Genomic DNA, 13,386 nt, shown 5'->3' with positions numbered 1-13,386 from the left:
GTGGCTGATCTGCGCCAGGCCCTGAACGCCGCGAGAGACTATCGCGACTCGGTCAAGGCAGCGTTGGGCGCGCGCTTGGTGTCCGGAAGGATTGATGAGGAGCAGCGGGCCGCGCACGGTTATGCCTGGGTGGCCACGCTTGTGGCTGCGCTTGAAGCGGTGCTCGAATGGTCCGAAGCCAGGGGCAGCAAGAATGACTTTGACGCCAGGATCGCCACTCTGGCCTTCGCTGAATGCATTGGCCAGATCGGTGGCGGCCTGCCGATGGGCCAGAACGAAATCTTCCGCCCCGGCGACCTCGGACTTGGCAGCGCTGCCCGCACGCTTTTCGACCGGTGCGTGGACCTACTCGATGTGGACTATGCTGCAACCAGAGGCGAAGTGGCTGCAGCCCTGGCCCAGGGGCAATGGCCAAGCGAGTCGCTCGATGATGCCGAAGCCGACACGATCCGCGAGCAATACCGTCGCTTCACCAATGCTGTCATCGTGCCCCAGGCTCACGGATGGCATCTGGCGAATGATCTGATCCCCGAGGCAGTGATTCAGGCCATGGCCGATCTCGGTACATTCGGAGTCTGCATACCCGAAATCTATGGGGGACTTGGCCTCGGTAAGCTAAAGATGTGCATCATAACCGAGGAATTGTCGCGGGGCTGGATTGGCGCGGGCTCGCTTGGCACGCGGTCGGAAATCGCCGGCGAACTGATCGGCTTGAACGGCACCGAAGCGCAAAAGGCCTGGTGGTTGCCCAGGATCGCAAGCGGCGAGGTTTTGCCGTCAGCAGCCTTCACCGAACCCGACACCGGATCGGATCTTGGCTCCATTCAAACCCGCGCACGGCACGACGGCGATCACTGGGTCATCAACGGGGCGAAAAACTGGATTACCCATGCCAGCCGATCAGATCTGATGACGATGCTGGTGCGAACATTACCTGAAGCCAGGGGTTACGCCGGGCTGTCGATGTTGCTGGTGCCCAAGCCTCGGGGCACGAGCGATGACGGTTTCCCAGCCCCTGGCATGACCGGAAGCGAGATCGAGGTCCCCGGTTATCGCGGGATGCGCGAATATGCCCTGCAGTTCGATGCCATGACCGCGCCGGCAGACGCCCTGCTGGGCGGCGAGGAGGGGAAAGGGTTCAAGCAGCTCATGCGTACCTTCGAGGGCGCACGCATCCAGACCGCCGCGCGGGCTATCGGCGTCGCGCGGCGGGCCATCGAACTGGGCCTCGACTATGCCTTGGTTCGCAAGCAATTCGGCAGGGCCATCGTCGGGTTTCCGCGCGTGTCGGACAAGCTGGCGATGAGCCTTGTCGATTTTGTGATGGCGCGTGAACTCTGCTATGCTGCCGCGCGAGCCAGGGATTCGGACAAGCGCTGCGATATTGAGGCCGGCATGGCAAAGTTGCTTGCCGCTCGCGCCGCCTGGTCGAACGCCGACGCTGCGCTGCAGATCCACGGCGGCAATGGTTATGCCCTTGAATACGAGATCAGTCGCATCCTTTGCGATGCGCGCATCCTCAACATTTTCGAGGGCGCTGCGGAAATTCAGGCTCAGGTGATTGCCCGCGGCCTGACCGGGGATGATATATGACCACCCAGCCGTACGTACAATGGCAAAGCTGGATTGGTCGTGAAGAATTGCGTCACGACTATCTGGAACCCGCTGCCGCACGACGGTGGCTGGCGACTTTCGACCGCGTTGCGCCGGCAGATGGCAGCGTGCCGCAAGGCTATCATTGGTGCCTTTGCCTGCCAGACGCGCCAACAGCCGCATTGAGCGTGGATGGACATCCGGTGCGCGGCGGCGAAAGCAGCTTCATGCCACCACTTCCTCAGTCGCGCCGGATGTGGGCATCGAGCAGGATCGAATTTCTTTCGCCGTTGCTCATCGGCCAGAAGGTGCAGCGCAGATCGCGGATCAATTCCATCGCCGAAAAGCAAGGCGCGACCGGCAAGCTTGTTTTTGTCGAGATGGCACAGGAAATCCACTGCAAAGGCGAAATCTTCGTTCGCGAAACCCAAGCGATCGTTTATCGGGATCCCATGCCTTTGGGGCCCGCAGAGCTGCCGCGGCCGCCTGACATGACCTTCGACGGATCTCGATGGGTTGCGCACCGCGCGCTGGTCCCCTCGGAAGCCTTGCTGTTCCGATTTTCGGCGCTGACCTTCAACAGTCACCGGATTCATTATGATCGGGCCTACACCTGCGAAATCGAGGGGTATCGCGGCCTCGTCGTTCACGGTCCGTTGACGGCGACACTGCTGCTGGAACTCGCCCAGCAGCACTTCGGCGACAATGCGCTTCGGTGCTTCGATTGCCGAGCGGTGTCTGCCGCGATCTGCGGCGAGGAACTGCATTTGGCGCTTCGCGCGAACGGTAATAGTGTTCAGTTCGTCGCCCATGCGCGCGACGGCCGTCCGATCATGGTTGCCAGCGCCACCCTTTGACCACCTTCCAGGGAAATTGAAAGTGACAATCGATCCGCAAAAATTGCTCAACTTTCGTATTCCTGCGGTTCGTCAGACCGTCACTCCACGCGATGCTGCATTTTACGCCTTATCGATCGGGATGGGGCGAGATCCTACCGACCTCGCGCAGCTGCCATTCGTGGATCCCCTTCGTGGACCGGTTGCCATGCCCGGCATGGCGCTCGTTCTCGCGAGTCCCGGGTTCTGGCTGGGGCACCCTGATTCCGGTGTGGATCCGGTTTCCGTCCTGCATGCCGGTCAATCCATGGTACTGCTTGGCCCGGTTCCGGCAACTGGCGAAGTCGAAAGCACAACCCGCGTCACCCACATTGTCGACAAAGGCGTGGGCAAGGCCGCGTTGATATTCACCGAAACCAATATCCGCGATGATTGCGGCACCTGCTTTGCCTGTCTTGAACGTACGATCTTCATTCGCGGCGGCGGCGGGTTCGGAGGGGAAGGCGAAGCTCCGCGAAGTTCGCCGGTACCCGTGGCGGAAGGCAATGCCGCTCTTGTCATTGACCTGACGACCGGTCCCGAACAGGCCCTGATCTATCGTCTAAATGGAGATCTCAACCCGCTGCACAGCGATCCAGCAATCGCGGCGCGCGCCGGGTACAGGATGCCGATATTGCACGGCCTGGGCACGATGGGCATCATCGTTCACGCCATCCTCCGCGGGCGGCTCGGCTACCAGACCGAGCGCCTGCGCGCAGTGCAACTGCGTTTCGCCGCACCGGTGTTCCCTGGTGAAACCATCAGAACCGAAATCTGGAATAACGGCGCTTTTCGGGCATCGGTGCTCGAGCGCGACGTCATCGTTGCAGATCAAGGGTTTTTCACAATCTCTCCGGATGAGGGCGATGCAGTTTCTTAGTCCTTTCGAACCTCAACACTTTCACGAAATCCGCGACGGTGTGCGCCGGCTTTGTGAAAAGTTCCCGGGTGAATATTGGCGCAAGCTCGACGCTGATCGCGAATATCCGACTTCTTTTGTCGATGCGTTGACGAGCGCTGGCTATCTTTCGGTACTTATACCCGAGGAATATGGCGGATCAGGTCTGGGCCTTTCGGCTGCAGTTGCCATCCTTGAGACGATTCAAGCGATGGGTTGCAACGGAGCGGCATGCCATGCCCAGATGTATAACATGGCCATCATCCTTAGACATGGATCGGATGAGCAAAAGCGCCTTTATCTGCCCGCGATCGCAAGCGGCGCACTGCGCTTGCAGGCTTTCGGCGTAACCGAGCCGGGAAGCGGCTCCGATACCACTGCGTTAAGGACGACGGCAGTTCGCGATGGGGACTATTTCGTGGTGAGCGGCCAGAAAATCTGGACCAGTCGCGCCGAACACAGCGATCTCATGCTGCTGCTAGCGAGGACTTCGCCGCGCGATCAAGTGACGAAGAAAACCGACGGTCTTTCCATATTCATCGTCGATATGAACCAGGCTCGCACCGCGGGTTCGCTAACGATCCGGCCTATCCGCACCATGATGAACCATGCCACGACGGAACTTTTCTTCGACAGGATGCGCATCCCGGTCGCCAATCTCTTAGGCAAAGAAGGCAAGGGCTTTCATTGCATCCTTTCGGGCATGAATGCGGAAAGAGTTCTTATTGCTGCCGAATGCGTCGGTGATGCGAAATGGTTCACCCGAAAATCCATTGCTTATGCCAATCAACGGGTGGTGTTCGATCGCCCCATTGGCATGAACCAGGGCGTCTCTTTTCCGATCGCGCGAGCCCACGCAAATATGCGCGCTGCCGAGCTCATGGTCCATGAGGCCGCGCGCCTTTACGAAGCGGGGCTTGAACATGGACCCGAGGCGAACATGGCAAAAATGCTTGCCGCGGACGTAGCAGTCGAAGCGGGCAACGCCTGCATCCAGACATATGGCGGATATGGCTTTGCTGAGGAATACGACATCGAACGGAAATTTCGAGAGGCCCGCCTTTATCAGGTGGCACCTGTTTCGACCAATCTCATATTGTCATTCATCGCAGAGCATGTCCTGAAACTACCGCGAAGCTATTGAGGCGGCCACCACGCTCCGTCGTTTCCGCTCACTCGACACAACGACTGTTGCTGCGACCAGGCAGCGCAACACTGAAGAAGAAAGGTGGCCTACCCTAGAATGCGGCAATGCCAGTGAGTGCTCGACCAAGGATGAGCGCGTGTACATCGTGCGCGCCTTCATAGGTGTTGACGGTTTCCAGATTCACCATGTGCCGCATGACTTGATATTCATCGCTGATGCCATTACCGCCGTGCATGTCTCGGGCATGGCGCGCAATATCAAGCGATTTTCCGACATTGTTACGCTTGACGAGAGAGACCATCTCCGGCGCGAACCTGCCTTCGTCCATTAGGCGGCCGACACGCAATGAGGCTTGCAACCCTAGCGCAATGTCCGTTTGCATATCGGCGAGCTTCTTTTGATAAAGTTGGTTGGCGGCAAGCGGCTTTCCAAACTGGTGCCGATCAAGTCCATATTGGCGGGCTGCGTGCATGCAATATTCCGCGGCGCCGAGCGCTCCCCAACTGATCCCATAGCGTGCGCGGTTTAGGCAATCGAAGGGGCCCTTGAGACCCTGGACCCCGGGGAGCAAGGCTTCTTCGTCAACCTCAACCTCGTCCATCAAGATCATGCCGGTGGTCGAGGCACGCAGGCTGAGCTTGCCCTTGATCTTGGGAGCGGAAAGCCCCTTCAGGCCCTTTTCAAGCACGAAGCCGCAAATGGCCCCATCATGTGCTTCGCTCTTTGCCCAGACAACAAAGACGTCGGCGAAAGGAGCATTCGAAATCCATGTTTTTATGCCGGAAAGGACATAGCCACCATCAATCCTCTTCGCGATTGTGCGCATGCCCGCAGGATCAGATCCCGCATCAGGTTCTGTCAGGCCGAAGCAGCCGATCAGCGAGCCTGCGGCTAGGCCAGGCAGATATTTAAACCGCTGTTCTTCCGAGCCGAAAGCAAAAATCGGATACATGACGAGCGAGCTTTGCACCGATGCCATTGACCGATAGCCCGAATCCACGCGCTCAATCTCACGCGCGATCAGGCCGTAGGAGACATAGCCAGCTCCAGCACCGCCATAAGACTGTGGGATCGTCGCTCCAAGCAAGCCGGCTTGTCCCATGAGTGGAAACAACTCTGCTGCATCCAGCTCTTCGCGGAAGGCATTGATGACCCGGGGCTGAAGTTCCCCTTGCGCGAAGCCATGAGCCGCATCACGCACCATTCGTTCTTCTTCAGTCAGTTGATCGTCAAAGTTGAAGGGATCGCTCCAATTAAAGCGTGCCATTTCAGTCATACATTCAGCTCGTCATATAATGAAATTAAGTTCATATCCCGTAATGGCGAGGAGTTCTTCAACCGTTACCGCGAGTTTTGTGATTTGGGCGATAAGACTGAAAGTGAAACAATCCACGCAAATACCCGCATGCGGTTGTAGCGAGCTGAAATTCCCAGGAAGGCTACGCTGCCGAGCACAAGGCCAACCGGGCCAGCGAGGAAAGCTGGACCGAAAGCGCTTTTGTGGTGCGGCGAGCGGAACCAGACAACAGCGTAACTAAGCGATCACTTGTGTACCGTAGCTATCGATAATGACGACTATCAAACACAAGGTGCGTGCTCACCAAAGCAACCAGCTATCCGCATACTCCGTTGGCACCCTAGCAATTTCAGCCTTACGAACCCTGTCGACCTTTTCCGCCCAGCTTGATTTGACCTCAAAGTGCCTTGTTTTTGGCGGGTTCGGCCTTTGCGGGGGGAAGCTTCTGCGCCACGATGTGATCGTAGATCTGCTTGATCTCCGCGTCCGACAATTCGGTCGGTCGGAACGGCGGCATTTCGATCAGGCCCTGGCGAACGACCGAATGTAGGTAATCGTAATCTAAGTCCTTGCGACCGATGAGCGAAGGCACCGGAGCACCTTTTTCGGCCAGCAGCATGGTGCCACCGTGGCCCGGGCCGGGGTTGTGGCAACCTGCGCAGTAACGCTCATAATTCTCCGCACCGTCCACCACTGATTCGCCTTGTGCGGACGAACAGGCAGCAAGTGCAGCGAAAAGCGAAAGGGCGAGGAACTTATTCATTTTACCTCCGCAGGCATGGCGACGCATCGGCTCAGACCGAGGCAAAGATCGAGTTGGGATCAAGCGCCTGCTTGACCCGCGCATGCAGGGCCGAGCGGCCACCCTTTTCATAGGTCTTGGCAACCGCCGCCCCCAGCCCGGGGTCGGTCAGGATCTGGCCGAAGCCGGCCTCGGCCTGCGCGGCGATCAGGGCTTCGGCGCAGGTCTTGGCCCGTACCGCATCCTCGCCCTTCCCGGCGGCATGGGGCAGCACCTGGCGATGGTTGGCCGAACGCCAGATCGCGGTGGTTTCGCCAACGAAGTCGAAGCCGTTTTTGGCACAGATATCGCGCGACAGTTCATAGAGCTTGACGGCTTCCTCGCCATCCACAGGGCTGACCGGGTTGACCGTAAGCGCCATGTCGCCGCTCCAGCCTGCTGTCCTGGCCGGGGGATCGGCCACCACACCGGTCATAGTGCCCATCCGCCAGGCCCACAGCTTGGGATCGATGCCCTTGCCATCGGTAATCACCCTTGCGCCGCTGATCGACGAGAACGCGCCCTTGACCATGTCCCACAGGATCGCGACGTTGCCGGGCAGGCCATAGAGCGAGCCGTAAAGGTTCCAGTAGCCTAGTCCGAGCACCTCACCAGCGGCCTTGACCGCGCTTGCCGCCATCGGCCCCTGGCCCTCAAAATCGGCGCGGCGCTTGCCGAGCAGGGCCGCTTCGTGGAGCGCATTGCCCACCGCGACGCCATTGGCCACCACCATGTTGAGCTTGAGCGGCCCGAGCACGTCCAACAACGCGCCCAGATCGTCCTCCTTGGGGACCGAGACCATGAAGGTCTGGTGCGCCGGGGGCTGCGGCATCATCCACATGCCCACCTTGGTCACCACCCCGAAATCGGACTGGGTGAACAGGCCATCGACCCAAGGGCCATAGCCGAACTTGAACAGCTGCCAGCAGGTGCTCTTGGGCATGGCGCCCATGCCGGTGCGCACCATCTTGCCATCAGCCAGCATGACCTCGAGCCCGCACTGCATCAGGAAATGATCGGAATAGGGGGTGTAGCCGGGGCGGCGGTTGATGAAACTGGCGGCCACGCTTTCATCGGGATTGCCGGGAAAGTCGACCCACAACTTAATTCCCTTTTCCTTGATGTGGGCATCGAGCTGGCGGAAGGTGACGCCCGGTTCGACAAGGCAGGTGGCCAGTTCGTCATTGACCTCGAGGACCTTGTTCATCTTCTGCAGGTCAAGCACGATCACCTTGTCCTGTACGGCTTTTTCAAGTCCGTAGGCGCCGTTGCAGACCGTCTGGACCACACCGCCGCTGGTGCGCGCAGCTTCCAGCACCTTGGCGAGCTGGGCTTCATCGGCCGGAAGCACCACGCCTGCCGGTGCCATCCCTGGGACAGCATAGCGGGCCAGGGTCTGCGGGCTGGTATCGACGGCGGCCTTGCCGAGTGCCTGGGCGAGGGTGCCGAGCGTGGCCGTCTGGCGGGCTTGATCGATCATGGCGTTGGGAGCCTTATTGCTGGAGAATCTTGGGATAACGCTGGAGATCGCCGGCATCGACGGCGAAATCGGCCGAGCGCACAGCCGGGTCGATAGCGCGGGCCGGTTCGCTGTCGCGCCAGGAAAAGTTGCAGGTCGGGCAGCGCAGGATCGTCCACACGACCGCGCCGTCCTGCCTGCCCTGATGATCGGTGACAGCGCCGCTCGATTTGCAGCGCCCGCAGACGGTGGTGGTCATGACAGGGCTCCCAGCTGCATTTCGCGGATCCGCTTGCTCAGGGCGTCGATCTCGTCCCCGGTCGGCGGGGTGACAAGGTGCGCTTCACCCACCGGATCGGGCGGGAGATAGCTGGTCGCGTCGATGATCAGGCGGTGCCCCTTGCCCGGGACCACTGCCGAAGGATCGATCGGCACGGCAGGCATGTTGGGCAGCACGATGATATCGTCCGCACGGGTGCGGGTCGAAAGCGCCCACATCACCTGGTTGAGATCGAACGGATCGACATCGGCATCGACCATAATCAGGTTCTTGAGGTACATCACGCCGTGCGGCGTGCTCAGCGCGCGCAGCGCGACCGTCTTGGCAAAGCCGGCCATGCGGTTCTTGACCGAGATGATCCCGGTCAGTCCGTGCTGGTAAAGCGCGTTGACCGCGGTGACTTCGGGGAAGCTCTGGCGCAGCTGGGCATAGATCGGGGCGGAGGTGTGCAGGCCGATCAGCGTATCGTGCTCGGTCCAGCCGCGCCCGATGTAAATGTTCTCGAAGATCGGATCGCGCCGGTGCGACACCGCCGTGACCTTGAAGATCGGCGCCTTGCGCACGCCGCTGTAGGAACCGGGGAATTCGCCGAACGGCCCTTCCAGCTCGCGTTCACCCAGTTGCAGTTCGGCCTCTATCACGATTTCGCTGTCGGCCAGGATGTCGATCCCGTTGCCCGATTTGGTCAGCCGGATTGGCGCGCCCATCATCGCCGAGGCATAGGAATATTCCGATTCCTCGTAGCCGATCGGGGTGGCAGCAAACACCGCAAGGCCGGGATGATTACCCAGCATGACCGCAATCTTTAGCGGAACGCCTTCCCGTTCGGCCGCCATGATCTGACGTCCCATGTCGTGGGAGGGGATCGTCATCAGGGTGAAGCTGTCCGGCCCTTGGATCTGCAGGCGATAGATGCCGACATTCTGCTTGCCGAAATTGTCTGGATCGAGCGGATCGCGCGAGGCGACCGAGGCCTTGCCGATGTAGAACCCGCCATCATATTCGTTGATCCGATAGACCGGCAGGACATCGTAAAGGTTGATGTCCTGTTCGATCCGGCATTCGTGCACCGGGGCCTGGGCTTCTGGGACAAAGCTGATTTGCGCTTCCTGATCGCCCCAGCGGCCGGCGATCTCGAAGAAAAGCTCGCGGATGGTCGTGCCTTTAGGTCGGCCCAGCAGCAGGGCGATATTGTCCCACGAACCATGGACGCCCACCGCCAAGCGCTTGCCGGGGTAACCGGTGATATTGTCGAATACGATCGCCGGCGCGCCGTTGGCATCGCGCGATGCGGCGACGGCTATGTTGCGCACGCCGGGTTCGGGCATCACCGCATCGCTCCAGGTGATCGCCTGGCCGGCATCCTCGAGCAGTTCGAGGAAGTCGCGCAGCGACGAGATCGAGCGGGCGCGGTTAGGGAGATCGTTCATGGTCATTCGTTCCCGCCTGTCAGTGTCCGCCCTCAGTCGCCGACTGGATCGTGACCCATTTCCATTCGGTCATGATCTCGAGATCGGCTTCGGTCCCTTCGCGCCCGAAACCTGACGCTTTGGTTCCGCCGAACGGGACGTGGGGCTCGTCGTGAAGGGTCGGCGCGTTGATGTGGACCATCCCCGCTTCGGCACGTTGGGCAAAGGCCAGAGCCTTGTCGAGATCGCGGGTGAAGATCGACGCGCTGAGGCCGTATTCGGTGTTGTTGGCGAGTTCGAGCACTTCCTCAAGTGTGTTGAACGGAAAGAGCGAGGTGACCGGGCCGAAGGTCTCTTCCTCGAACACGGTCATTTCGGCTGTAACGCCGCGCAGTACCGTCGCTGAGCATACGTTTCCGTTCCACTCAGCACCGGCTAGCAGTTCTGCGCCCTTGGACCGGGCATCGTCGATGTGGCGGCAGACCCGGTCGCGCTGGCGTTCGGAAATTATCGGGCCCAGCATGGTGGTAGGATCGCGCAGGTCGCCGCTCTTGGCGCGGCCTGTCGCGGCGGCGAAGGCCTTGGCGAACTGGTCGAAGATCGACTGTTCCACATAGATCCGCGAAGCCCCCATGCAGACCTGGCCCTGGTACATGAAGATGCTGAACAGCGCGGCGTTGACCGCCTTGTCCAGATCGGCATCGGCGCAGATCACCAGCGGGCTCTTGCCGCCCAGCTCCAGCGTGTACTTCTTGAGGTTGCGGGCCGCGATTTCGGCGATGTGCTTGCCGACGCGCGAGGACCCGGTGAAGGTTATCGATGCGACCTTGGGATGGCCGGTCAGCACGTCGCCGATCTCCGCGCCATTGCCGTAGACCACGTTGAACAAGCCGTCGGGAACGCCGGCCTCCTTCCACAATTTAGCGAGCAGATCGGCGATCATTGGCGCGGCTTCCGAGGGTAGCAGCACGAAGGCGTTGCCTGTGGCCAGGGCCATGGCCGACTGTTTGATCCCCTTGATCAGCGGCACGTTGAACGGGGTAATCCCGGCGACCACACCGACCGGCTGGCGCAGGCTCATGCTGAACCGCCCAGGGGTGTCCGAAGGGATCGTTTCCCCCCGAATCCGGCGCGGCACGCCGATCGCCGCGCGCAGGAAGCTGACCGCGAAGCGGGTTTCGAACCCGGCCTTGGCGATCGGCGAACCGATTTCGTCGACCAGCACGTCGGCGAATTTGGCGGTATCGCGCTCCATGATTTCGGCGGCTTTCGCGATCCACCCTTCGCGCACTGCGGCGGGCAGATCGCGATGCTGGAGATAGGCCTGATGCGCGTTCTCCACGGCGCGGTTCACGTCTTCCGCGGTGCCGGCGGGGACCCGGGAATAGACCGAATCGTCGACCGGGTTGAGATCGTCGAAATAGGCCCCGCCCGTTGCAGCCACGGCGGTGCCGCCAATCCAGTGCTCAATTTGCGTCATGGTCGTCAATCCTTGAAGTCTTTGTTCAGCCGGCCGTGTGATTGCGCTTGGTTGCGCATCGCCTGGGGCCATATCCCCTGCTTGCCGGGGGAGAGGATGCCGTTGGGGTCTAGCACGTCCTTGAGACGGTGGTGCAGGTCCCACAGCGCCCCATCGTTGTGCTTATAGGTCTTGGCGATCTGGTCCATGAAGGCGAGGTGGGTGCGGTATTCGCCGAAGCCCGCACCGGCTGCCTCGTCTACCAGCTTGCCGAACAGGTCATAGGCGCTCTTGCGCATGCCGTCGTCGGCGCGATCGTACATGATCATCAGGATGTGGTGCATGTCGCGCCAGCCGACCAGGAATTCGCCGATATAGTCGAACCCGAAATCGTGGCAGCGTTGCTTGATCAAGTTGTATTGGCTCAGCGCTTCCTTGCCGTCGGGTGCCGAGATTGGCGAAAAGTTGATGTGCCCGCCGCCGCCGATCCAGTTCATGATGCTGAACTCGGTCATGTTGGGTTCACCGCGCATCAGCTGGACGCGATAGTCCCAGGCGGGGTCGTTCTCGCGGTCAAGGTGCAGTTTGGCACCCGGAATGCTCATCATCGCTGCCTCGACGAGCTTCCAGTTGTTCTCGATGATCGGTGGCGGGCCATAGAGCGCTGCGTAGAAGTTCCACATGCCTAACCCATGATCCGACGCGATCTTTTTGCGGATCGAATCCGGGATAGGGCCCTTGCCGTCGAAGTAATGGCGACGCGTGGTCTTGGCGGACACTTCCCACAACAGATCGACCGCCACAGCGGCGTTCGGGATAACCTGGTTGATTTTCAGCGGCAGCACCGCATCGAAGATTGCGGCAAGGTCTTCCTCGCGCTCGTAAGTGATCATGAACGGCTTGTAGCCCGGCGGTTCGGGCATCAACCAGATACCCATCTTGGTCACAATGCCGAAATTGGACTGGGTGAACATGCCATCAAAATGCGGACCGGCGGCATGCTTGGTGGATTGCCAATGCTGCGACCCCTCGATCGCGCCCTGACCGGTGCGGACGACCTTACCGTCGGCAAGGACCACTTCCATGCCGCACTGCATGACGAAGTGATCGCCGTAGGGGGTGTAACCCGCGCCATGTTCAAGCGCGTTGCCCATGACGCCGCCCCAACCTGGTGCCGCAGGATCGACCCAAAGCTTGCTGCCGATCTTGCGCAGATGGCGGTGAAGCTGAAAATAGGACACGCCTGGTTCGACCAGCGCATAGCCGTATTTCTCGTTGACTTCGAGAATGCGGTTCATCCGCTTGAGGTCGAACATGACATAACCGGACTGGCGCGGGGCCGGGCCACCATAAGCGAAATTGCGGCCGTTGCCGAATGTCCAGATCGGCAGCTTGTAAGCGTTGAATACCTTCAGCGCCTGCTGAATCTGTTCCATGTTGGCCGGTGCCACGGCAGCCGAGGGCAGCATCTCGCCATCGGCCAGCGGTGAATAGGCGTCGCGATAGGCCGACAGCGGCAGTTCATCGACGAAGACCCATTCCTTGCCGACGATAGCCGCTAATTCGTCCAGAGCCTTGGTAAAGGTTGCGGCGTCGACCCCTTGTGGCATGCGCGTACTCACGACTGCTGTACTCCCACTTCGAATGCCCATGAAACCAGCATGCCGGGGCTCTTGCCACCGAGGCCGCAATGTCCTGACTGGCACCGCAGTTCGGCATCCTGGCGATCGCCGACGAGCGCATCCTGCATGTGGTGGGCAAGAACGCTGGGCCAGCCGACGCTGGCCCGCGCAAGCAGCGTTGGCGCGCCGACAGTCTGGTGTTCCCAGCGCAGCTTGCGGTATTGATGGGTCCACTGCAGTAGCGGGCGGGCGCCGCCGGCCACAAGGATCTGCCCGGCGATCATCGCCGCGGGATCGGAAGTAAGGCCGACCAGCACGCCTTCAACCGCTTCAAGTTCATGCAGCAGGCCGTTGAAGCTCCGGTCGATCCGGACAACCTGCGCTGCGCGCCCCGAATTGATAAAGGTTTCGGCAAATAGTCGACTTTCGGGAACGTGCGTCTCTTCGATGACGATGATCTTGCGCGGCCGCTGAGCAAAAGCGCTGCGGCCGATTCCCAGACCGGCAACGACAGCACCCACGGCGCCACCGCTCACGACGGTGCGACGGCTGACATCCCACGCCAT

Annotated in this window: 12 protein-coding genes; 4 read left to right on the top strand and 8 right to left on the bottom strand. The window is 60.6% G+C overall.

All coding sequences use genetic code 11. From position 1 onward, the window contains the following. From C100_RS31300 to C100_RS31285, 4 genes are read left to right on the top strand one after another with little or no spacing between them, the layout of a single operon-like run. Entirely contained in the window at positions 1–1,593 is a 1,593-nt protein-coding gene (locus C100_RS31300; protein WP_008828108.1) for an acyl-CoA dehydrogenase family protein, read from the top strand. Beyond that, positions 1,590–2,450, top strand: a complete 861-nt coding sequence (locus tag C100_RS31295) for an FAS1-like dehydratase domain-containing protein (RefSeq protein WP_024018969.1) — start codon at positions 1,590–1,592, stop codon at positions 2,448–2,450. The genes C100_RS31300 and C100_RS31295 overlap by 4 nt, the downstream gene beginning before the upstream one ends. Before the next feature lie 22 nt (positions 2,451–2,472). Then, entirely contained in the window at positions 2,473–3,348 is an 876-nt protein-coding gene (locus tag C100_RS31290; RefSeq protein WP_037517491.1) for a MaoC/PaaZ C-terminal domain-containing protein, read from the top strand. Continuing rightward, positions 3,335–4,510, top strand: coding sequence for an acyl-CoA dehydrogenase family protein (locus C100_RS31285; RefSeq protein WP_031308881.1), 1,176 nt, complete (start codon positions 3,335–3,337; stop codon positions 4,508–4,510). The genes C100_RS31290 and C100_RS31285 overlap by 14 nt, the downstream gene beginning before the upstream one ends. A 94-nt stretch (positions 4,511–4,604) precedes the next feature. Here C100_RS31285 and C100_RS31280 read toward each other — a convergent pair whose 3' ends face one another. From C100_RS31280 to C100_RS31245, 8 genes are all read right to left on the bottom strand, one after another. Then, a complete protein-coding gene (locus C100_RS31280; RefSeq protein WP_008828112.1) occupies positions 4,605–5,789 on the bottom strand; it encodes an acyl-CoA dehydrogenase in 1,185 nt (394 codons plus the stop codon). Positions 5,790–6,207: 418 nt separating this feature from the next. Beyond that, complete coding sequence (locus tag C100_RS31275; protein ID WP_008828113.1) at positions 6,208–6,573, bottom strand: c-type cytochrome; 366 nt, start codon at positions 6,571–6,573, stop codon at positions 6,208–6,210. 31 nt (positions 6,574–6,604) lie between these two features. Then, entirely contained in the window at positions 6,605–8,128 is a 1,524-nt protein-coding gene (locus tag C100_RS31270; RefSeq protein ID WP_235219029.1) for an FAD-binding oxidoreductase, read from the bottom strand. Beyond that, complete coding sequence (locus C100_RS31265) at positions 8,085–8,309, bottom strand: non-oxidative hydroxyarylic acid decarboxylases subunit D (protein WP_008828115.1); 225 nt, start codon at positions 8,307–8,309, stop codon at positions 8,085–8,087. Before C100_RS31265 ends, C100_RS31270 begins: the two co-directional genes overlap by 44 nt. Further along, complete coding sequence (locus C100_RS31260; RefSeq protein WP_226869789.1) at positions 8,306–9,760, bottom strand: non-oxidative hydroxyarylic acid decarboxylases subunit C; 1,455 nt, start codon at positions 9,758–9,760, stop codon at positions 8,306–8,308. The genes C100_RS31265 and C100_RS31260 overlap by 4 nt, the downstream gene beginning before the upstream one ends. Before the next feature lie 19 nt (positions 9,761–9,779). Beyond that, positions 9,780–11,219 (bottom strand): aldehyde dehydrogenase family protein, encoded by a 1,440-nt coding sequence (locus C100_RS31255; protein WP_008828117.1) that lies wholly within the window; start codon positions 11,217–11,219, stop codon positions 9,780–9,782. Between the two features lie 5 nt (positions 11,220–11,224). After that, positions 11,225–12,820 carry an FAD-binding oxidoreductase gene (locus tag C100_RS31250; RefSeq protein ID WP_051211397.1) on the bottom strand — a complete coding sequence of 532 codons (1,596 nt, stop codon included), beginning with the start codon at positions 12,818–12,820 and terminating at the stop codon, positions 11,225–11,227. After that, a complete protein-coding gene (locus C100_RS31245) occupies positions 12,817–13,386 on the bottom strand; it encodes a hypothetical protein (protein ID WP_008828119.1) in 570 nt (189 codons plus the stop codon). The genes C100_RS31250 and C100_RS31245 overlap by 4 nt, the downstream gene beginning before the upstream one ends.

This window comes from Sphingobium sp. C100 (genome assembly GCF_000508185.1).
Lineage (GTDB): Bacteria > Pseudomonadota > Alphaproteobacteria > Sphingomonadales > Sphingomonadaceae > Sphingobium.
The sequence above is the reverse complement of the archived record's forward strand: the minus strand, read 5'-3'. Positions and strand labels throughout refer to the sequence as shown.